The organism is Flagellimonas sp. MMG031 (assembly GCF_040112705.1).
GTDB lineage: Bacteria > Bacteroidota > Bacteroidia > Flavobacteriales > Flavobacteriaceae > Flagellimonas.
In genome coordinates this window covers 2,403,052-2,426,115 of record NZ_CP157804.1, presented here as the reverse complement: position 1 = coordinate 2,426,115, position 23,064 = coordinate 2,403,052, and the positions used below count along the sequence as shown (strand labels likewise).

Genomic DNA, 23,064 nt, shown 5'->3' with positions numbered 1-23,064 from the left:
CAATAGCATGTCCCCAAAATCACTATCGCTTACGCATTTGGTGCGTCCATCATCCAAGGTTTCCGGTAAAATACCTGCCATTTTTATGTTTCATGGTTACGGCAGCAACGAAGAAGATCTATTTTCGTTTGCATCCGAGTTACCGGGTGAGTTAATGGTGATTTCCGTAAAGGCACCATACGACCTTGAACCTTTTGGACATGCATGGTATGCCATTAATTTTGATGCGGAACAAGGAAAATGGAGCGATGATGATCAAGCCAAGGAATCGAGGGAAAAAATCGTTGCTTTTATTGATGAGGCCATTAAAGCGTACGACCTTGATGCGGAAAACATTACCCTTTTAGGCTTTAGTCAGGGCACCATTTTGAGCTATGCGGTGGCCTTATCCTACCCTGAAAAAGTGAAAAATGTTGTGGCCCTCAGCGGCTACATCAATGAACGGATTCTAGTGGATAATTATTTCCAAAAGGACCATAGCAATCTCCATTGTTATGTTTCTCATGGACAAGTGGACCAAGTTATTCCTTTGGAATGGGCGGAAAAAGCCCCAGAATTCCTAAAAAAGCTAAACATCGACACCACCTACCATGAATTCCCGGTAGGACATGGCGTTTCACAACAAAACTTTTTTTCCTTTAAAAAGTGGTTGGAGGAGCATATTTAATGCCTTTCTCAGCTAAGTGCAGAACGTAATCTTGACCTAATCTCGCAATTAATACTCCTGCGGGGCGTAAAGTAAATGTTGGGCCAAGGTGAAGTCCACACTTAGGTCGTCCTTCAACTCATATTTTATGATAAGGTCGCCCCAGTACTTACCATCGGAGAAGTCGGCCAAAATCCACTTGTGGTTAAGCACTTTGATTTTGTTGATTTTAAAGTCACTTTCCATCCCTTCGTAGGGGATTAGAGGGTTGTCTCCTTTTTGTTCGTTGGTTTCCAGTAACTTATCCTGAATGTACAGCGATGGATTTTCCAAATTCAGATGGTCGTAGTACGCCAAGGCATCATCATTGTTTTCTAAGCTAAAGTATTGCATGTCCAGCACTTTGAGGTGCATGGTCTGAAGGGAATCTTCCAATGTCGTCACTTCATTTTTGAGCTGCTCAACATCGGAGCTTAGGGCTTTTTGCATATTATTTCCTGTGACGTATTGAAAAAGGGCCAACAGGGCTGCGAAAAGAAATAGGTATAGAAAAATTCTACTCTTCATGGATTTAAATCTTAATTTGTAGGTTATCGTAGGCCAAATGTATGTTTTCGGGCAGACTTTTTTCTACCTCGTCATGAAATCCCAACAAATGGCTAATATGCGTAAAATAGGTTTTGTCGGCGCCAACTTCCTTTGCAAAGGCGATGGCCTCATCCAAACTAAAATGGGAATGGTGCGGGTCTACACGCAGTGCGTTCACCACCAATACCTTGGCCCCTTTAATTTTTTTCACTTCCTCCTCTTCTACCCTTTTTACATCGGTCATGTATACGAACTCACCAAAACGGAAGCCAAACACTTTCAAACGGTTGTGGTACGCTTCAATGGGTATCACATTTAGTCCACCCAAAGGGATGCTTTTATCCTTTTCAATCGGATAGACCTGCACTGCGGGTGCCCCAGGGTATCTATCCTCATCGGCAAAAATATAATCAAACCGGCGTTTTAGGGAATCGATTACCCGTTGATGGGCATAAATGGGAATATCGCCCTGTCTAAAGAAAAAGGGGCGAATATCATCGATACCGGCGGTATGGTCTGCATGTTCGTGGGTAAACAGGATGCCGTCCAACTTATCGATGGGATTGGTGAGCATCTGCTGCCTAAAATCAGGTCCGCAGTCTACCACAAAATTGTAATTCTTCCACGAAACGAGCACGGAAACGCGCAAACGCTTGTCTTTTGGATTTGTGCTCAAGCATACGGGATGTTTGCTTCCGATAATGGGAATTCCCTGTGAAGTTCCTGTACCCAAAAAAGTAACGGTCATCTTATCGTCCATTAAAACCAAAATTATAACTTATTTATTTAATAGATTGCACGAAGAGTGTAACTTTGTCGTACACATAAAATATAGGATATGCCTAGCGTACCAAGCAACGAAAATGCTTTTGAAAATATACCGTCCATAAAGGCAAAAACCCTACGCATCAACTTGAACAGGGACATTTATGGAACTTTTGCCGAGATTGGTGCGGGACAAGAAACGGCCAGGCACTTTTTTAGGGCCGGTGGAGCTTCGGGAACCATTGCAAAGGCGATGAGCGCCTATGATAAATCGTTCAGTGATGCCATTTATGGTGTGGAAGAAGATGGACGATATGTGACCCAATCACGGTTAAAAAAGATGCTGGAATATGAGATGCAGTTGATCGAGGAACGCATCAGCCGTGAAAACAACCCCAACTATTTGTTCTTTAGTTACGCCAACACGGTGGCCACCATCGATTTTTCCAAACGTTACAAAGGACATGGATGGGTTGGTCTGAGGTTTCAGCTGGACCCCGACCAAAAGGAATATGACGAAATCATACTGCATATCCGTTTTAAACAAAACGAAGCTAGGTTACAGCAAGAGACTCTTGGTATTCTTGGGGTAAACTTGATCTATGGGGCCTTTTTTAAATTTCATAAGCCCAAAAAACTGCTAAAATATCTCTACGATCATATTGACCATGATACCTTGGAAATTGATATGATCAACTTTACAGGTCCCAACTTTGCTGATGTCGATAACCGTTTGATGAGCCTGCAGCTTATTAAGAACGATATGACGGATGCCGTAATGTTCGGTCCTGATGGGAACAACCTGTTGCCTGCGGCAGTGCTGTACAAGAAAAATATCTTGGCCCTTCGTGGTAGTTTCAGGCCAGTGACCAAGGTGAATATGGACATGTTCCAGAAATCCTACGATATTTTTGTACGGGAACAGACGGTGGAAATGGAAAACGCCATCGTGGTCTTTGAGATTACCCTGTCCAACCTAAAAGCCTCTGGCGAAATTGACGAGCAGGACTTTATGGACCGTGCGGAGCTGCTCTGCTCCCTTGGTCATACGGTGTTGATATCCAAGTTCCAGGAGTACTATAAATTGGTGGAATACTTTAATAATTACACCAAGGCCAAGATTGGTTTGACGATGGGCGTGAACAACTTGGTGGATGTTTTTGACGAAAAATATTACCGACACTTGAGCGGTGGTATCTTGGAAGCCTTTGGTAAATTGTTCTTCAAGGATTTGAAGGTATACTTGTACCCTATGAAGGATCCCGAAACTGGTCAAATTCTTACCAGCAACAACGTTAAGGTCCATCCCCGAATGAAGGAATTGTACAAGTTCTTTAAGTACAATGGTAAAGTGATGGATATTATCGATTACGACCCGGAGGTCCTCCATATTTTTTCGAGGGACGTCCTCAAAAAAATCATCAACAAGGATGAAGGTTGGGAAAAAGAACTTCCTGAAGGAATTGCCGAAATCATTAAAGAAAAGAACCTGTTTACCCGAAAGGTTCTGGAAGAGAAGGAATAAAATAAAAAAGGCGCTGACGGTAGCGCCTTTTTTATTTTAAATTGTCAGGTCGAACGTAGTCAAAACCCATTAATTATCAATGTGTCTTAAGTTCTCGATTGCGCTCGAACTGACAGACAAAAAGCTTTTTAGAAAGCTTTTTTAATTTGATACATTTTTAAAGCCTATGCCAAAATCTGTGCAGCGTGGTCTTTGGTCTTTACTTTCTCGATCACGTTTTCCACAACGCCATTACCATCCACAATAAAAGTGGTTCGGTGGATACCATCGTACTCCTTGCCCATAAACTTTTTTGGTCCCCAAACCCCAAAGGCATTGATCACTGTATGATCTTCATCCGCCAATAAAGGAAAGGGGAAATCGTACTTCTCCTTAAAATTGGATTGCTTTTTCTCCGAATCGGCACTCACGCCCAGTAATTCGTAACCCTGTGCTTGCAGTTCCTTGTAATTGTCGCGTAAATTACAGGCTTCTGCGGTACAGCCAGGAGTATTTGCCTTGGGATAGAAAAATACGACCAGCTTTTTTCCCTTGTAATCGCTTAGATTAATTGTGTTACCGTCTTGGTCTTTTGCAGAAAAATCAGGTACTTTATCTCCTACTTTTAACATATTCATTTGCGTTGCTATTAAGTTTATTGTTTAATACTTTCACTATCAAAGTTAAACAAATATGACCAAACAAGAAAAGGTTGATTTTGCCATCAAAACTTTGGACGAACTCTACCCTACCATTCCCATTCCATTGGACCATAAAGACCCCTATACCTTGTTGATTGCCGTTTTATTGTCCGCCCAAAGTACGGATGTAAGGGTAAACCAGATTACCCCACTCTTGTTTGCAAAGGCGGACAACCCATTTGATATGGTAAAACTCTCGGAGGAGGAAATTCGTGAGATCATCAAACCTGTAGGCCTATCCCCCATGAAATCGAAAGGGATTTATGGTCTTTCCAAAATATTGATTGAAAAATACAATGGTGAGGTCCCTCGTGATATTGCTTTATTGGAGGAACTGCCCGCGGTGGGACATAAAACAGCAAGTGTGGTGGTATCGCAAGCTTTTGGCATTCCTGCTTTTCCCGTGGATACCCACATCCACCGGCTCATGTACCGATGGGGCTTTAGTAATGGCAAAAATGTGGTGCAGACGGAGCGTGATGCCAAACGACTTTTCCCGGAAGAAATCTGGAATCGCTTGCACCTACAAATCATTTGGTATGGAAGGGAGTATTCACCTGCTAGGGGCTGGGACTTGGAAAAGGACATTATTACCAAGACCATTGGCCGGAAATCGGTAATCAACGAATATCATAAAAACAAAAAGAGCCGCTAATTGCGGCTCTTTTCGTCAGTTTGATCCTTAAATTAATTCAATGTTACTTCAAACTGGTGCGTTTTGTAGTCAACTACATGAATCGATTTTGAAAAGCTAAGTAAGAAATCAACAGTTTTCTGACTCGCTTTTACCGTTTTTACGGATTTTTGTTCTTCAGAGTAAATGTTTTCCATATTCTAGCGTAAGTAATTGTTTCCATTATATAACGACGCTAGAATTGAATTATTGCAGGCTTCGACGTATTGCTCGATTAATTCGTTAAAACGATATTCTTTCTTTCTACGATTTTTCTCAAATTGATGAGCGCGTAACGCATTCTACCCAAGGCTGTATTGATGCTAACGTTGGTATTTTCGGATATCTCCTTAAAGCTCATATCCTTGTAAATACGCATGATGAGCACTTCCCGTTGATCGTCCGGAAGTTCATCGATCAACAAGGTCAGGTCGCTTTCGATTTGATCTTTGATGATCTGCTTCTCGGCATTCAACTTTTCATCGTGGATTACGGAAAAGATGTTGAAGTCATCGCTGCCCTCGAATTTGGGCATTCTCTTGTTCTTGCGGAAGTGGTCGATGACCAAGTTGTGCGCAATACGCATCACCCAAGGCAAAAATTTGCCTTCTTCGCTATATCTTCCTTTTTTCAAGGTTTTGATGACCTTGATAAAAGTGTCCTGGAAGATGTCCTCTGCAACATCCCTATCCAAAACTTTGCTGTAAATAAAGCTGGTGATTCGTTGGTTGTGCCTGTTGATCAGTATTTCAAGAGCCTTTTCGTCTCCGTCAATATAATTCTTTACTAAAATCGAGTCTTTAATCTGTAGCTGTTCCATACAAATTACTTTTTTTGGGTTAAAATCACAGCCCTCCCTAAATCAAGGAAGACAGTGGTTATTCAGTTTTAATCTTTAAAAAAGTAATTATTCTGTATAGGCCTATCAGGATTTTAATTACACTTCAAATATAGATCAATAGATAGGCGATCTAAAAATCTATGTTGTGAGTTGACGATTTTTATATGTTAACTGGTGCAATATACGTATTAAGTGCAGTGTATCGTATCTTTGAAACCCTAATTTTAACAAATGGCAGTCAATATAAACGTCGATCCCAAACAAAATATTATCATAAAAGGTGCCAAACTGCACAACCTTAAAGATATTGATGTTGTTATTCCACGTAATAAATTGGTGGTAATCACTGGTTTATCCGGTTCGGGCAAGTCCAGCCTTGCTTTTGACACGCTCTATGCCGAAGGACAGCGCAGATATGTGGAAAGCCTATCCTCCTACGCACGCCAATTTTTGGGGAAGTTGGACAAACCCAAGGTTGACTATATTAAAGGTATAGCCCCTGCCATTGCCATAGAACAAAAAGTAAATTCCACCAACCCAAGATCTACGGTTGGCACCACAACAGAGATTTATGATTATCTGAAACTGTTGTATGCCCGTATCGGGAAGACCATCTCCCCCATTTCTGGCAAAGAGGTGAAAAAGCATACGGTCACCGATGTCATCAATCATATTAAAGGATTGAACGAAAGGGAGAAATTGCTGCTGTTGGCTCCCATAACCATTTCAGAAGATAGGGAAACTCTCAAATCCTTGGAACTTTTCTCCAAACAAGGCTACGCACGTATAAAATATAATGGAGAAGTCATTCGAATAGATGAGGCGCCAAAGGACATTGGCAAAACTTTTCATTTGGTGGTGGACCGTATCATTGTAAAAGATGATGAGGATTTCTACAATCGATTGGCCAATGCGGTAGACAATGCCTTTTTTGAAGGTAAGGGCGAATGTGCCATCGAGAACCTTCAAACGGGAGAAACCAAAACCTTCAGTAATCAGTTTGAGTTGGATGGGATGAAGTTTTTGGAGCCCAATGTCCACTTGTTCAGTTTTAACAATCCCTACGGGGCCTGCCCCAAATGTGAGGGCTATGGTGATGTAATTGGTATTGATGAAGATTTGGTGATTCCCAACACCGCCTTATCCGTCTACGAGAATGCGATTTTCCCTTGGCGTGGCGATAGTATGGGCTGGTACCGCGACCAATTGGTGAATGCAGCCTATAAATTTGATTTTCCTATCCACAAGCCATGGTTTCAGCTAACGGAGGAACAAAAACAATTGGTTTGGGACGGGAACGACCATTTTATAGGAATCCATAAGTTTTTTGAGCAACTGGAGGAAAAAAGCTATAAAATCCAGAACCGGGTGATGCTATCGCGCTACCGTGGAAAAACAAGGTGTTCCGTTTGTAAAGGAAAACGGCTCCGAAAAGAAGCCGACTACGTGAAAGTGGGCGGAAAATCCATTTCGGAACTTATCGAACTGCCCATCAAAGAATTGATGCTGTTTTTTCAAGAAATACAACTTAGCGAACACGATACCGCTGTAGCCAGTAGATTGCTCAAGGAAATCACCACCCGTTTGGATTTCTTGGACAAGGTAGGACTGAGCTATCTGACCCTCAACCGAAAATCCAATACGCTATCCGGTGGAGAAAGTCAACGTATCAATTTGGCCACGTCGTTGGGAAGTAGTTTGGTCGGTTCCATGTATATTTTGGACGAACCCAGTATCGGTCTCCATCCCAAGGATACCGAAAATTTGATAGGTGTGCTAAAATCACTGCGAGATTTGGGAAATACCGTAATTGTGGTGGAGCACGATGAGGACATTATGCAAGCCGCCGATGAAATCATCGATATTGGTCCAGAAGCAGGTACATTGGGCGGAAAAGTAGTCGCTACGGGCAATTGGGAACGTATCCTTACTTCAGATTCTTTAACGGCGCAATATTTGAACGGAAAGATGGAGATTCCTGTTCCGACAGAGCGCAGAACTTCAAAACATTACATTCAAATAAAAGGAGCACGGGAAAACAACCTCAAAAATATTGATGTGACCTTTCCTTTAAATATGTTGACGGTGGTCACTGGCGTATCAGGGAGCGGCAAAAGTACCTTGGTGAAAAAGATAGTCTACCCATCCATTTTAAAGGAAACAGGAGGGTATGGTGAAAAAGCAGGGCAATTTACAGCCATGGAAGGCAAGTATAGCCATATCAAGCATGTGGAATTTGTGGACCAAAACCCAATCGGGCGTTCATCGCGGTCCAATCCCGTGACCTATATTAAGGCATACGACGATATCCGAAGCCTCTTTGCATCGCAAAAACTGAGTAAACTCCGAGGATATCAGGCCAAACATTTTTCGTTCAATGTGGATGGGGGTCGATGTGAAAAGTGCAAGGGAGAGGGAGAAATCACTGTAGAAATGCAATTTATGGCCGATGTGCATTTAGAGTGTGATGCCTGTGGTGGCAAACGCTTCAAAAAAGACATTTTGGAAGTCCAGTTTGAAGGCAAAAATATAGATGACATCCTGAATTTGACCATTGATGAGGCCATTGCCCACTTTTCAGACCATCAACAGGATAAAATCGTTACCAAATTGAAGCCCTTGCAAGATGTAGGTTTGGGTTATGTAGCCTTGGGGCAGTCCTCCTCTACCCTTTCCGGTGGAGAGGCGCAGCGTATCAAACTGGCTTCTTTTTTGGTAAAGGGCCATACGAAGGAAAAAGCACTTTTCATTTTTGATGAGCCCACTACGGGACTTCATTTTCATGATATCAAGAAACTGCTCAAATCCTTTGATGAGCTTATAGCCAAGGGACATTCCATCATTGTTATCGAACACAATATGGAATTGGTAAAATGTGCCGATTACATCATCGATTTGGGTCCCGAAGGAGGTGCCTTGGGCGGCCATTTGGTAGTGGAAGGCACACCAGAAGAAATTGTGGGCAACACGGATTCGTATACAGCGGGCTATCTAAAGGAGAAGCTCTAATCTTAATGGTTGATATCCAATTGTGTTATCTGGATAACTTGTAATCCGAATTTTCTTATTTGCTTTTTAATGAAGTTGCTACAAATGCCATTTAGCTTCACTTCTTTGTATCTATATTCTTACAAATTAGATGCTGTAAAACGCATCCGTCAGATCAGAAGGGGCATTCGTTGATCCAAAAGGGGCATCCGTCAATTGGTGTCCTCAAAAAACCATGGTTTTCTTTCTTTTGTGCGGGAAATTGAAATACTTCCGCCCATAGTAATTAGGGTGGGTTTGAAGTTTAAAAATGTCCTACTGCTAAATCAAATCATTTTGTTCTGCATGCTCAAAAGTTCTACCCATGAAAAACCATGATTCAAAAAACCTACTTGTGTCAATAATCAAACGTAACACAATTGTTGCGGTTGCTTTAGTGCTTATGCTTGTTGCGACTGGCATACTAAGGGCTAACCGTAACTCAATCGAAAACGAACTATTTGTACCTTCCATATTACTTATAAAAACTGGTGTAGCAAGAGATGCCACTGGATCAGAAAATGGTTGTGCCATTATTGAGTACACCTTTACAGTGACCAATACCAGTACCAATGGGGAGATACTTACTGGAGTTCAGCTTACTGACCCTTCCTTGGGAGGACTTGTGGCAGGTCCAGCAGAAGGTGATGTCAATGTTATTGGCGAAATGGATCCTGGGGAAACCTGGATCTATCGGGCCAATTACATCATTCAACCAGCCGATATTGTGAATGGGTCTGTTACAAACCAGGCCAACGTGGAAGCTGATGTTCAGGGACAGCCAGGGGTAACAGTATTTGATCTTTCAGATGACGATGGAATAAATCCCGATGATGAAACTGTAACGGACCTTAGTTTTTGCCAAGGCAATATTGGACTTATAAAAACAGGTGTAGCCATTGAAGACATCGATGCTGGCCCTGGATGTAATTTTGTCCTCTACACATTTTTGGTGAGCAACGAAGGTGGGCAAGTTCTGGAGAATGTGGAACTTATTGATCCACTTATTGGGGTGGACCCAATAGCGGGTCCAATTGCTGGGGATACCAATGGGGATACTTTTTTGGACACCGACGAAGTATGGCAATATGCCGTTCTTTACGATATCACTCCCGAGGATATCAATAATGGTCAGGTAGTGAACCAGGCCGAAGTCACTGCGGATATACAAGGCTTTGGTACATCGGTTTCCGATTTATCGGATAATGATAGTTACTCCGAAGATGAAGCTACCGTGATAGATCTTACCCAATGCCAAGGTGACATTGCATTGGTCAAAACAGGTATTGCCATTGAGGATATTGATGCCGGAACTGGCTGTAACTATGTCCTTTATTCTTTCACCGTAACCAATGTAGGACCGCAACCCCTACAAAACGTTTCGATAGTAGACCCCTTATTAAATGGGGACACACCTACTTATCTTTCTGGTGACGATAACGATAATGATTTGTTGGATATAGATGAAAGCTGGTCGTATTTCGCTATCTATGATATTACGGCATCCGACATTTTAAACGGTCAGGTAGTTAACCAAGCCGAGGTGTCCGCCCATGTAGAAGGCGAACCTCTTAACACCGTATCAGATTTATCGGATGATGATAGCATATTAGAAGACGATTCAACAATCATAAGCCTTGCCGATTGCCAAGCAAATTTTGGTATTGCCCTTATTAAAACTGGTTTTGCAGTAAATGATGTTGATGCAGGTGCAGGGTGCAATTTTGTGCTGTACACTTTTTCCGTTACCAATGTTAGCGGCGAAACCTTAGAAAATATTACCATTACGGATCCCTTGTTGGAGGGTGTTCCGATAGACTTAGTTGCTGGTGACGACAATAGTAATAGCCAAATGGAATCTGATGAAGTCTGGTTATTTACTAGTGCCTATCCAATCCAACCATCAGATATTGCAAACGGTTCGGTCATAAATCAAGCCGAAGTTAGTGCAACTGTATTGAACGAACCAGATATCATCCTTACTGACCTTTCTGATGACGATAGCTTATTGGAAGATGACCCTACCGTAGTCGACTTGACCCAGTGCCAAGTACCAAATATAGGACTCATTAAAGAAGGTGTGGTTGTTGATGTCAATGAAGATGGCTGTTTAGAAAGTATTTTATACACCTTTACAGTTACCAATACCGGAAACGCAGATCTTGACGAGATTACCTTGGAAGATCCCTTGTTTGGAGGCAATATTCCTGGGCCAATAGATGGAACAGACGTAAACAATGATGGTATCCTTTCTGTAAATGAATCTTGGACCTATGAGGCATTGTATGCCATTACCCAACAAGATATCGATAATGCAGCCGTAGTAAATCAAGCTACTGTAACCGGGTATACCGTTGGAAATGTCATGGTTCAAGACCTTTCGGACGATGACAACCTCTTTGAGGACGAACCCACTAGAACTCCTGTTCCTGATGATGCTTGCACAGACGGCGCAGCGATTGGGCTGATCAAGCAGGGTGTATTGGTAGATAACAATGGCGACGGTTGTATAGAAAGTATTCTCTACACCTTCACCGTAACCAATACAGGAGGAATAGATTTGGATGAGGTAAGCTTAGAAGATCCATTGTTCGGAGGTCCGATACCAGGACCATTGGCGGGAACAGATACGAATGATGATGGTATTCTCTCTGTTGGCGAAACCTGGACCTACGAAGCCTTGCATGGCATCACACAAGAAGATATTGACAATGCAGCCGTAATCAATCAAGCTACTGTGACTGCTGAGCCGGTAGGCTTCGACAGCCAAGTTTTTGACCTTTCCGATGACGACAGTCTTCTAGAGGACGAGCCCACTAGAACGCCTGTCCCGGATGATGCCTGTACCGACGGAACAGCAAGCATAGGATTGATCAAAGAAGGTGTTTTGATAGATGCCACTGGTGATGGTTGTATAGATAGCATTCTCTACACCTTTACTGTTACCAACAACGGAGCTTTCGACCTTGACGAAGTAAACTTGGAAGATCCACTGTTCGGAGGTCCGATACCAGGACCAGTAGATGGTACCGATGTTAATAACGACAATATACTTTCTGTTGGCGAAACCTGGACCTACGAAGCTGTGTATGCGCTTGAACAAGAAGATATTGACAATGGTGCCGTGATTAACCAAGCCACTGTTACGGCAGAACGGATCAATTTTGAGCTTCAGGTGTTTGATTTGTCCGATGATGACAATTTACTGGAGAACGAACCTACCAGAACCCCAGTTCCAGACGACGCCTGTACCGATGGTGTGGCCAGTATCGCCATGATAAAGGAGGGAGTTCTGATTGATGTCAATGGTGACGGCTGTTTGGAAAGTATTCTCTACACTTTTACCATTACCAACAACGGTGCCTTTGACCTTGATGAGGTTATTTTGGAAGATTCCTTGTTTGATGGTGAAATTCCTGGACCTGTAGATGGTACGGATGAGAACAATGACGGTGTCCTATCGATAGGGGAGACATGGACCTATGAAGCCGTATATGCCATCACACAAAATGATATCGATAATGGGGCTGTGATAAATCAAGCCATTGTAACCGCCCAACGAATCAATTTTGACCTAGAAGTGTCGGACTTTTCAGATGATGACAATTTCTTGGAAGATAATCCCACAAGAACCCCCGTAACGGATGACACCTGTACCGAAGGAAGTGCCAGCATTAGTCTCATCAAAGAAGGAGCTTTGGCCGATATCAACGACGATGAATGCGTAGAGAGCATCTTGTACACATTTACCGTTACCAATAATGGTGGTGCAGACTTGGACACTGTGGTATTGATAGACCCTCTGATAGACGGTGAAATTAGTGGCCCAGTAAATGATACTGACATTAATAATGATGGTATACTTTCCGTAGGAGAGACTTGGACGTACCAAGCTTTGTACGCTATTACCCAACAGGATGTTGATAATGGAGCTGTCCTCAATCAAGCGACAGTAACTGCCGAACCATTGGGCTTTGACTTTGAAGTGTTTGATTTTTCCGATGATGATAGCTTTTTGGAAAATGAACCTACAGAAATTGCTGTTCCCAACGATGCTTGCACTGATGGTAGTAACGGAGGAGATGGCGGCGATGGTGACGGCCTTAATGGCATTGGCCTTATAAAGCAAGCCACGTTGTTGGACAGCAATAACGACAACTGTGTGGACACCATCGGATTCACCTTCACCGTGTTAAACGGTGGTATTGGGAATGTAGAAAATGTGGTACTCACCGATGGGTTATTGGGCGGCGTTATTTCCGGCCCTATAGAAAACAGTGATGAAAATGAAGATGGTATACTGTCGTCTGGAGAAACGTGGACCTACGAATTCTCCTATAGTCTAACGCAAACAGATATTGATACAGGTGTATTTATTAACCAAGCTACCGTGGTCGGTGATATTGTTGGTTTTGATTTCCAACTTCAGGACCTATCCGACAATAATAGCTATACCGAGGATGATCCAACAGAAATTACCATTCCAAACAATGCGTGTTCAGATGGTGGAGCTATAGGGTTCCAGATCTTCAATGGTATTACACCCAACGGAGATGGATTTAATGATTTCTTCAGAATCTTAGGCATCGAAAACTATCCAAACAACAACTTGAAGATTTTCAATCGCTGGGGTGTTCAGGTATACGAAGTAGATGGATACGGACAAGGAAACAATCTGTTTTATGGAATTTCTGAGGGAAGGGCCACTTTGCAGCAGGATAGGGAACTCCCGAGCGGAACCTATTTCTATATCCTAACCTTTACAGGCACAGAAAATCCAGGTGAAGAAAGTTATACAGGATATCTCTATATCAACCACAATTAAGACCAAAACAAAATCACAATAAAGAACCAAGAATAGTAATGAGGATGACGAATCTTAAAATAAATAGGAACCATTGCTTAGTGGCATTGACGTTTCTCTCAGCCATAATAACCTCCTATGGGCAGCAAGACCCCCAATTTACCCAGTACATGTATAATACACAGGTAATCAATCCTGCCTACGCAGGATCTAGGGAAGTACTGAGTTTTGGCTTCTTGGGTAGGACACAATGGGTTGGATTGGATGGTTCCCCTGAAACGGGAACCTTCACGGTAAACTCCCCAATAGGCTTGTATGATAATATGGGGCTAGGCCTTTCCATAGTCTATGACAAAATTGGTCCCGCGATGGAGTCAAACATAACGGCAGATTACTCATATTCAATCAATCTGTCATATAATTATAAATTGGCATTTGGTTTAAAAGCAGGTATGGACGTTTTGGATATCGATTACACAAGGCTTACATTATCTGAACAGTCTGACCCCTTTTTTCAGTCGAATGTGGACAATAGGCTTAGGCCCCAGGTTGGTGCAGGGCTTTACTTAAATTCTGATAGGTTCTATGCAGGATTGTCAGTACCCAATTTTTTGAACACTACACATTTTGATGAAAGTTCCCTACAAAATGCCAACACCAATGACATTGCCGTAGAACGTTTGCACTACTTTTTCATTACAGGTTATGTATTCGACCTAAATGAAAACTTGAAATTTAAGCCAGCAACATTGGTAAAATATGTAAGTGGCTCTCCACTGCAATGGGACCTCTCCGCCAACTTCTTGATCAATGAAAAGCTAACACTTGGAGCATCCTATCGCTGGAGCGCAGCCGTAAGTGCCCTTGCCGGATTTCAAATAACACCTGGATTCTTTGCAGGATTTGGTTATGACTATCAATCGACCAACATCGAACAGTATAGCAATGGATCTTACGAAGTGTTCCTTCGCTTTGATATTTTCAATAAAGCCAATCGTGTAATAACCCCAAGATTCTTCTAAAAATAGCACCATGAACTCAAAGAATATTATTTATATCCTTTACGCCATTTGTACCCTACAAGTAGGTTTGGCTCAGGAAAGCAAAATTAAAAAGGCCAACGAGGATTTCTTCAATTTTGATTACATAGATGCACGAAAAATATATCTAAGTGTTGTGGAAGATGGTTATTCTTCCGCTCAGGTCTACAAAAAATTAGGAGACACATATTATTTCAACAGTGAATACGCCGATGCGGCTACATGGTACTTGAAATTGGTGGACACCTACCCCAACGAAGTGGAATCGGAATACTATTACCGTGCCGCCCAAAGTTTAAAATCCATCGGGAAATTGGAAGAATCCAAATCCCTCATGGAAAAATATATGGAAACCTCGGGAGCTACCTACCCCAATTGGGATACCTATCAATATTTGGCGAGTACGCAAAATAACCAGTATCAAGTAAAAAATATCACCGATGGGATGAATGGGTCAGATTTTGGCCCCTCTTACTATGGTGACAAAATTGTGTTCGCTTCTTCTTCCATCGATACGGAAGGAAGCAAAATACACGATTGGAACGGCCTTCCCTATCTAGACCTGTTCGAAGCTGAAATTGATGAAAATGGTCAGCTGAAAAACATTAAAAAATTGGAGGGCGATATCAATTCCCCGTATCACGAATCGTCAGCGGTCTTCACCAAAGATGGCAAAACCATCTATTTTACCCGAAACAACTATATCAATGGTAAAAAGAAGCGTGGAAAGGAACGTTTAGTGACCCTTAAAATCTACAGGGCGAGTTTGCAAGAAGATGGTTCATGGGGCAATGTTGTAGAACTTCCCTTTAACGAGGATTCCTTCTCTACTGCACATCCAGCGCTTAACCCTGAAGAAAACCGACTATATTTTTCTTCTAACAGAAATGGAAGTTTAGGAGCCTCCGATATTTGGTATGTGGATATTCTGGGCAACGGCAACTATGGCCAACCCGTAAATCTTGGTTCAAAAATAAATACCAAACAGCGGGAATCGTTCCCATTTATAAGTAAAACTGGAGATTTATACTTTGCCAGTGATGGCCATACCGGACTGGGCGGTTTGGATATTTTTGTTGTCTCCTTGAACGAAACAGGCCCCTACCCTACAGTGACCAACCTTAAAAAACCCATCAACAGCAATTTGGATGATTTTGGTTATGTGATGGACGAGACGGGCAAAATAGGCTATATATCTTCCAATCGTTTCGGGGACCAAGGCAGTAGTTCCGATGATATCCTTGCCTTTACAGCAGATTGTAAGATTACGATTCATGGTATGGTAACAGATGCAAAGACTGGTGCACCCCTACAAGGTTCAGATGTCGTATTGCTTGACAGCAGTAGCAAAGTGGTTGCCCAAAAAGTGGTTGACGCCAATGGACGTTATGACTTTGGTCCCTTGGCGGATTGTAATGATCAATATGCCGTTAGGGCATCCTTCGCGGAAAAAGAATATGAGCCCTCCGAAACAGTCGTACAGACTCAAAGTGGTGTTGACAGCATGGAAGTCAATCTACAACTTACTCCTCCCGATTGCCCTGTGGACGATTTGGGATGTAGACTATCGCTACAGCCTATCTATTTTGATTTTGACAAGCATAACATCCGACCAGATGCGGAAGTGGAGCTGGCCAAAATCCTAAATGCAATGGAAGCATATCCGCAATTGAATATTCATATTGAGTCCCATACCGATTCCAGAGGAAACGATGCCTACAATATGCAATTGTCCGAAAGAAGGGCAAAATCCACTCTCGAATGGTTGGTAAGTAAGGGAATCGACAGAAACAGACTGTCCGCCAAAGGATACGGCGAATCCCAATTGATCAACAATTGTTCCAATGGTGTAAATTGCTCCCAAGAGGAACACCAATTAAACCGAAGATCAATGTTCATAATTAAATAAACAGTAATTTTCTTAATTCATGATTACTGAAAATCAGCGTGTTACATTTTGTGGCACGCTGATTGCATTATACAAGGTGGATGTAAATAGTTGCATCTAGAACTTAAAACCTTGTAGTATGAAAAAGTTAGTACTCCTTTTAGCAGCGGTTGTTCTTGGAATACCGAGTATCCAAGCCGAAACAATCAACCATGTAGCTACCACAACAAACTTTAGACATGGAAATTCATTCATTTTTGTGGAAGGTGGTGTAACGTTTTCCGTTTACCCCGATGGTGAGTTCGACTTCTACATGGATAATAGAGTAAATGTAGGCGTAGGTGCGCAAATAGGTAATGTTGGAGTCACATTTAACTCTGGATTCAATTATAACCCATTTGTACAATATGATGACTATGGAGCTGTAATTCAAATAGAGAACATCCCTATATTTTATGATTTCTATGGTCGTGTCTCACAAATTGGCAATGTAGATATCTGGTACAACAATGGAAGACTTCGTAGAATCGGTGGAATGCACATATTCTACAATAGAGGCGTTTTTAGTCACTATACAGGATTTATCAATATATACAACAGAAGGTATGTATATAGACCCTTCCATAGATTCTTTGTAAGACCAGCAGTTGGTTTCTGTAATGTGTATGCAAGACCTTATAGAAGGTATTACACACCTGTAAGATATACGTACTACGCTCCTTACCGACACAACACAAGAAGGGCATATGCCAGCTTGGGCAGGGTATATCGAAACGATAATAGATATAGAAGAGAGCATATCTATCGTAACGACAGAAGAGTATCGGTTAGGGACAATAACGTTAGAAGAGCTGATTACGGCCGAAGCAATGCAAGGGTTTCCAGAAATGATTCCCGAAGAGGAAATAGCATGGCGAACCGTTCCAGCAATTCGGTACAAAGACAAAGAGTTGAATCTCGAAATGATAGAAGCAATTCTTATAGAAAGTCAAATAATAATGTAAATAGACCGGGAAGAGCAACGGCTTCCAACAACAGAGCGAACCGTTCCTCTTACGAGAGAAGTTCCAACTCCAGAAAAGTGAGTCCAGCTGCCACGGGAAGAACCATCAAACGTTCTGAACAGAGCACCTATAGAAAACCAAAGACCGTATCGAGAACAACTAATAGGTCTGCGGTGAAAAGGGACAACTCTTCGAGAAGGGAAGTTGCCAGAAGTTCAAGGCCCAGTACGCGAAAAAGTACCGCAAGCCGTAAAGAAAGTTCTAGGGCAACCGTAAGCAGAAGCTCCAACGCTCGAAAAAGCAGTGCGAGAACATCGAGCTCAAGAGGTTCTTCCCGAAGAAATAATTAGATTGTTTTTTTAGGTTGGTTAGTTGTTTTACCCCGTAGTTGATTTATTCGCTACGGGGTATTTTTTTTAAGCCATTTGGATAAAAATCCCGTAACGTCCTCAGATATATTAAAGCGGTATAAAATCCCCACATACATCAGCACCACCAGAAAAGACTTGAATGCAATGTTCAGAATGGGATGGAACTGGAACTGGACGAAATCAAACAATACAGCCAATAAAACCAAAGTGGCAAATACCTTAAAGGTAGCCGAAGTAAAAGGCAAAATGCCAAATTTCATTTTCACAAAAACCACCTTTACCATATTAAAAATAAAAATGGAGATAAAACTGGCAGCCGCTGCGCCTTCCAGGCCCCATTTGGGAATCAACAGATAATTCAGGAAAATGGTCAGTGCCGCCAAACAGACCCCAAAGACCAGTACCGTTTTGTAATACTGTGAATTGTATAAAATAGAGTTGATATTGCCCAACAGGGAGTCCATCACCTTGGCCAACCCGATCAAAAACACAATCGTAAAGCCGTTTCGATAATTTTCGGGCAACATCAAATACAAATCGTTCAGATTTAGAATGATGAGTACAAACAAAATACCTGATGCAATAAAAAGCGTCAGCGATGTTTTTTTATATAAACTGTCCAATCCCACACTGTTTTGGGTATTGAGCAATTCGGCCGTAAGTGGATAGGTAATCTGGTGCATGGCCCGTGATGGCACAATAATCACCGTAGCGATGTAAACCGACACCCCATAATAGGCCACATTCTCTATGCTAATGAACTGATTGAGCATCACCTTATCGATTTCCAACAAGATCAAGGCGGCCGAACCTCCTAAAATAATCAGGAAAGAATAGGACAAAATTTCTTTGGTATATGGTGGAAATGTAAAAACCAATCGGGGCATTCGCAGTCGGAATGCATACAGTTTGATGATAAGAGTCCGTAACAGATAGAGTCCCACCAAGCATTTAAAAAACAGGTCCAGCGAAATCAATTCAAAATAGAAAAGAATCAATAATATGGAAACTCCAATACGGGCAAACACCTCCTTCATAAAATTCCCGAATACCGATTTGAGATGTACTTTGGCCCATGAATAAAATACCTCAAAATAGCCCATCGCCAGCCCTACAAAGAACACATACCAAAGGTAATCCTTCACCATGGGGTTTACTTGGGACACCCAATTCCCGATAGGTTCGTACCATATCAGTCCAATGAGGGCCACAGGAAGTATTCCCAACAATGGAATCAACAGCATCAAAGTAAAGAACCCATCCTTTTCCGTTTCCAGGTGATTACTGTAGTACTTCACCATCGTATTGTGCACCCCGAAAGCCATCAAAGGCATCAAAATAGCACCTGAGGCCAAAATGAAGGTAACCAGTCCATAATATTCATCTGGAAGGATTTTCGTGTACAAAAACAAGGTGTTGATGGCTCCAAAAAAGAACCCCAAATAGGTCACCACCGTATTTTGTATGGATTGTTTTAGTACAACGCCCATTAGATAAATTTAGCCAAAGATTCCGTTAACGCCTTTCTGTGGTAGTGCTCCACTCCTACCGAGTCACAGTTCAAATTCCCTTTTTCATATTTTTGAAATGCCTCCAAAACTACACGTTTTAAGGACGCTACATCCTGGTGCAGGCACATATGCCCAGCTTGGTGCTGCTCCACCATATTACCCGCTTCCCATCCTTTGGGCCCGATGGCCAAAATAGGACGCTTGGCGTTCAAATATTCAAATAACTTGCCCGGAATAATACCCCGGGTCTCTTCAGCATCAATTTCCAAAAGCAATAATAATTGCGACTTTTGTTGGGTTTCCAACACCTCGGGATGGGAAAGATAACCGAGTTGGGCCACATAAGCTGAAAGTCCATATTCCTTGATGGATTGGAGCACTTCCTCTCCCACTACTCCGGCCAATTGTACCTTGAGCGACTTTTTGAAGCTTTCGTTTTCGGCAATCAATTCCTGTAACGCTTGCCACAACCCCAAGGGATTCCGGCCCGTCAATAAAGAGCCCACATGCGAAATAGTGAAGTCGGCATCCTGTTCCACGGGCTGCAGTTCATCATCAAAACCATTGGTGATTACCTTAATGGGTTTGGGCGTTATGGCTTCAAATTCTGATTTTGTGGTGTTACTGGTCACCACAATTTTATCCGCTTTCACCAATACAGACCTTTCCAGGGCTTCGTGTTTTAAGCGGGATGATTCGGTCAATCGTAGCTTTTTATGATATCCAATCGAAGTCCACGGATCTCGAAAATCCGCAATCCATTGAATGTTGTATTTCTTTTTGAGTCCCAGTCCGATCAAATGCAGACTGTGCGGTGGTCCCGTAGTAATGATGGTCTCAATACCCTCGTCTGCAATCACCTTGGCCAGATAGGAAATGGATGGTTTTACCCAGAGTTTGCGGGCATCCGGAATGAAAAAGTTCCCCCGAATCCACAACAGGAGCTTTTCCATAAAGGAAGGATTCTTTTCCTTGATGATTCCAGAACTAATGGTCTCAGTCCTCTTTTTGGATAACAGCGAAGCCCACCCATAAGGCTCTTTGATGGGCTGTTTCAGAATTTTGATGTCCGCTGGAACCTCATCTACCAATTTGTCATCCACCAATGGATAACTTGGATTTTCAGGAACATACACGATGGGCTGGATACCGAAATCTGGGAGGTATTTGGTGAACTTTAGCCAACGCTGTACCCCTGGTCCCCCTGCTGGTGGCCAATAGTACGCTATGACCAAGATTTTACGCATCTGTCTTTTCCTTTTTTCTGCGGAACAGGGTGAAACCAAGTCCCCCAACAACAATCAGACCGAGCAGTGCATTCGCCGCCAACGTAATTTGGCTTCCCGTTTCCACCACTTCGGGCTCAAACCTGAACTCGATGTTATGCTGACCTGCCGGAACCTTCATGCCGCGAAGGGCATAATCCACGCGATAATGCTCCTGTGGTGTACCATCGATAAACGCATGCCAGCCCGAAGGATAATGCATTTCGGAAAAGACCGCAAAACCATCATTTGGGTTGTTGGTGGTGTAGGTAATATTGTTCGGGCGATAATCCACCAAATCGATACGGGCCAAAGAATCCACTGAATACCGAAGTTTGGTCAATTCGGGATATTCCGAAGTGTTCACCACGGCCTGCGTTTTGGAATTGAAATCTTTTAGCTTAAGAATTTCTTCGTTGGCAGATGAAACCGGTAGCAATTGGTCCACAAACCACGCATTGCCGTTGGCGTCGGGGTTAACAGCGGGATAGCTGTTTCCCTCCTCATCTTGCTGAATGATGTATTTGACGTTCAGCATGTTCAACACCTGAAGGTTGTTTTGGTAGAGATGGTATTCAAACAAATTTTGCAGCGCCCTTGGTTTAGCGGCATGATAGCCTCCAATGGATTTATGGAAATAGGACGTTCGCGCTCCGTTGATTCCTTCTTGTGGGTCGAACACCCGGTAAATGGAATCGTCCTGCTGGATCATTTGGTCGATTTGATTGGCCTGGAATGGTTGGTTGACCTGTCGCTGGCGTACAAAATCCCCCTCATTCACATACCTCAGGTCCACACCTACCAAATCAAACAGAATCAAGGCGCCCAAGGCAAAAACCAGTATATTTTTATTGATTTTATCTTTGATAAAGAACCAAAGTACCGCCGCGGCCAATGCCACATAAATAATGGAACGGATGGTGTCGTTGATGTATACCGCTTCGCGATCCCGCTGGATCATGGTCATCAATTCGTCGCCAAAGTACCCGCGATAAGTTTCATCACGGAGCCCTTCAAAATCAAAGAAGCCTTTTAGCAAGAAAATCAGAATACCAAGTCCCAAGGAAATAAAGAAGCTCAGTTTTAAAGCTTTTAGCTTTTCTTTTTTATCAACGGAAGATTTGAATAACTCGCGAATCCCCAAAATTCCCAAAACGGGCAAACAAAGTTCCAATACCACTTGAATCGAAGAAACCGCCCTGAATTTATTGTACAACGGGAAATAGTCGATCATAAAATTGGTGAGCAACGGAAAATTTTTACCCCAGGAAAGTAGGAGCGATAAAATGGCGCCTGACAACAACCACCATTTCTTTTTACCATCCACCAAGAAAGCACCCAAAACGAACAGGAAAAATACAATGGCACCCACATAGGCCGGTGCTGCCACGATGGGCTGGTCGCCCCAATATAAGGGCAGTCCACTGGAAAATTCCAGTGCTTTGGTAGGCGATAGCCCTTGGTCGGTCAAATACTCATAAGCCTTGGAATCCCTTCCTAAATCCTCATTACCCGACCCGCCGAACAAGCGAGGTGCGAACAAATTGAGCGACTCGGCGATTCCATAGCTGTACTGGGTAATGTATTCGTAATCCAACCCGGTGGACACGGCTTTTTCACTTCCATCCGGATTAATGGTGAGTTCCGATGTGCCCCGAGTACTCCAATCGGCATATTCTTTGGTTGCCATCAGACTGGTCGCATTCGTGAAAATGGATAGGGCCACGGCCAGTATCAAAATGCCCACGGAGACAAAAAAGTGCTTTAATTCCTTTTCCTTGATGGCATAAATCAGATAAACAAGGCCCATCACCAGTACCAAAAGCATAAAATAATAGGTCATTTGGTAGTGGTTGGCACTGATTTCCAATGCCATGGCCAAGGCCGTCAAAATAAAACCGAGGATATATTTTTTTCGGAAGACGAGGACAATCCCGCCTAAAACCATCGGAATATAGCCCATTGCATGTGCCTTGGCATTATGGCCTACTCCAAGAATAATGATCAAGTAGGTGGAAAAACCAAAAGCTACGGCACCCAAAGCTGCCAATCGAAAATCGACCTTCAAACACAGCAAAAGGATATAGAAACCAATCAAATAGAGAAAAAGATAGTCGGCAGGCCGCGGTAAAAACCGAATCAAGCGGTCCAGTTCCTTGATGTAATTATGTGGATAATTGGCACCCAGTTGATAAGTGGGCATACCGCCAAAGGCACTATTGGTCCAATAGGACTCCTCTCCTGTCAAATCTTTGTACGCATCCCGTTCTTGGGACATGCCCTTGTACTGGGCAATATCGGACTGAAAAATGGCTTTTCCCTGCAAAACCGGATAAAAATAGACCAGTGAGGCAAGAATGAACAAAGCGATAACACAAATGTGGGTGATAATGGCTTTTGGAGAAAGAGTCATGGATAGGTTTTGATTCGGCAAAT

General features: G+C 42.7%; 15 protein-coding genes. 8 read left to right on the top strand and 7 right to left on the bottom strand.

Going from position 1 to position 23,064, the window contains the following annotated elements; genetic code table 11:
* Positions 1 to 7 precede the first annotated feature (7 nt).
* Positions 8 to 667 carry an alpha/beta fold hydrolase gene (locus ABNE31_RS10900; RefSeq protein WP_349351146.1) on the top strand — a complete coding sequence of 220 codons (660 nt, stop codon included), beginning with the start codon at positions 8 to 10 and terminating at the stop codon, positions 665 to 667.
* A gap of 48 nt (positions 668 to 715) precedes the next feature.
* Here ABNE31_RS10900 and ABNE31_RS10895 read toward each other — a convergent pair whose 3' ends face one another.
* Complete coding sequence (locus ABNE31_RS10895) at positions 716 to 1,213, bottom strand: hydrolase (RefSeq protein WP_349351145.1); 498 nt, start codon at positions 1,211 to 1,213, stop codon at positions 716 to 718.
* A 4-nt stretch (positions 1,214 to 1,217) separates the two neighbouring features.
* Positions 1,218 to 1,982, bottom strand: coding sequence for an MBL fold metallo-hydrolase (locus ABNE31_RS10890; protein ID WP_349353045.1), 765 nt, complete (start codon positions 1,980 to 1,982; stop codon positions 1,218 to 1,220).
* Positions 1,983 to 2,072: 90 nt separating this feature from the next.
* Here ABNE31_RS10890 and ABNE31_RS10885 point away from each other — a divergent pair, with 90 nt between their 5' ends.
* The gene (locus tag ABNE31_RS10885) at positions 2,073 to 3,524 is read left to right on the top strand and encodes a TonB-dependent receptor (RefSeq protein WP_349351144.1); all 1,452 of its coding nucleotides are present in this window, start codon (positions 2,073 to 2,075) and stop codon (positions 3,522 to 3,524) included.
* A 164-nt stretch (positions 3,525 to 3,688) separates the two neighbouring features.
* On the opposite strand, the gene bcp is transcribed toward ABNE31_RS10885, so the two are convergent.
* Positions 3,689 to 4,141 (bottom strand): thioredoxin-dependent thiol peroxidase, encoded by a 453-nt coding sequence (bcp, locus tag ABNE31_RS10880; protein ID WP_179385554.1) that lies wholly within the window; start codon positions 4,139 to 4,141, stop codon positions 3,689 to 3,691.
* A gap of 55 nt (positions 4,142 to 4,196) precedes the next feature.
* Here bcp and nth point away from each other — a divergent pair, with 55 nt between their 5' ends.
* Complete coding sequence (gene nth / locus ABNE31_RS10875) at positions 4,197 to 4,859, top strand: endonuclease III (protein WP_179385555.1); 663 nt, start codon at positions 4,197 to 4,199, stop codon at positions 4,857 to 4,859.
* 253 nt (positions 4,860 to 5,112) lie between these two features.
* Here the strand turns inward: nth and ABNE31_RS10870 are convergent, their stop codons facing one another.
* Entirely contained in the window at positions 5,113 to 5,697 is a 585-nt protein-coding gene (locus ABNE31_RS10870; RefSeq protein ID WP_014034330.1) for a sigma-70 family RNA polymerase sigma factor, read from the bottom strand.
* Between the two features lie 252 nt (positions 5,698 to 5,949).
* Here ABNE31_RS10870 and uvrA point away from each other — a divergent pair, with 252 nt between their 5' ends.
* The 5 genes from uvrA to ABNE31_RS10845 all read left to right on the top strand — a co-directional run bounded on the left by uvrA (position 5,950) and on the right by ABNE31_RS10845 (position 17,831).
* Positions 5,950 to 8,727 (top strand): excinuclease ABC subunit UvrA, encoded by a 2,778-nt coding sequence (uvrA, locus tag ABNE31_RS10865; RefSeq protein WP_349351143.1) that lies wholly within the window; start codon positions 5,950 to 5,952, stop codon positions 8,725 to 8,727.
* A 373-nt stretch (positions 8,728 to 9,100) separates the two neighbouring features.
* The gene (locus ABNE31_RS10860; protein ID WP_349351142.1) at positions 9,101 to 13,570 is read left to right on the top strand and encodes a gliding motility-associated C-terminal domain-containing protein; all 4,470 of its coding nucleotides are present in this window, start codon (positions 9,101 to 9,103) and stop codon (positions 13,568 to 13,570) included.
* A 38-nt stretch (positions 13,571 to 13,608) separates the two neighbouring features.
* The gene (locus ABNE31_RS10855; RefSeq protein ID WP_349351141.1) at positions 13,609 to 14,571 is read left to right on the top strand and encodes a type IX secretion system membrane protein PorP/SprF; all 963 of its coding nucleotides are present in this window, start codon (positions 13,609 to 13,611) and stop codon (positions 14,569 to 14,571) included.
* Positions 14,572 to 14,581: 10 nt separating this feature from the next.
* Positions 14,582 to 16,498, top strand: a complete 1,917-nt coding sequence (locus ABNE31_RS10850) for an OmpA family protein (protein WP_349351140.1) — start codon at positions 14,582 to 14,584, stop codon at positions 16,496 to 16,498.
* 118 nt (positions 16,499 to 16,616) lie between these two features.
* A complete protein-coding gene (locus ABNE31_RS10845) occupies positions 16,617 to 17,831 on the top strand; it encodes a hypothetical protein (RefSeq protein ID WP_349351139.1) in 1,215 nt (404 codons plus the stop codon).
* 50 nt (positions 17,832 to 17,881) lie between these two features.
* Here ABNE31_RS10845 and ABNE31_RS10840 read toward each other — a convergent pair whose 3' ends face one another.
* The 3 genes from ABNE31_RS10840 to ABNE31_RS10830 are packed head-to-tail and all read right to left on the bottom strand — an operon-like array spanning position 17,882 to position 23,041.
* Positions 17,882 to 19,342, bottom strand: coding sequence for a polysaccharide biosynthesis C-terminal domain-containing protein (locus tag ABNE31_RS10840; protein WP_349351138.1), 1,461 nt, complete (start codon positions 19,340 to 19,342; stop codon positions 17,882 to 17,884).
* Complete coding sequence (locus ABNE31_RS10835; RefSeq protein WP_349351137.1) at positions 19,342 to 20,610, bottom strand: glycosyltransferase; 1,269 nt, start codon at positions 20,608 to 20,610, stop codon at positions 19,342 to 19,344. Before ABNE31_RS10835 ends, ABNE31_RS10840 begins: the two co-directional genes overlap by 1 nt.
* Entirely contained in the window at positions 20,603 to 23,041 is a 2,439-nt protein-coding gene (locus ABNE31_RS10830) for a YfhO family protein (RefSeq protein ID WP_349351136.1), read from the bottom strand. Before ABNE31_RS10830 ends, ABNE31_RS10835 begins: the two co-directional genes overlap by 8 nt.
* Positions 23,042 to 23,064 lie beyond the last annotated feature (23 nt).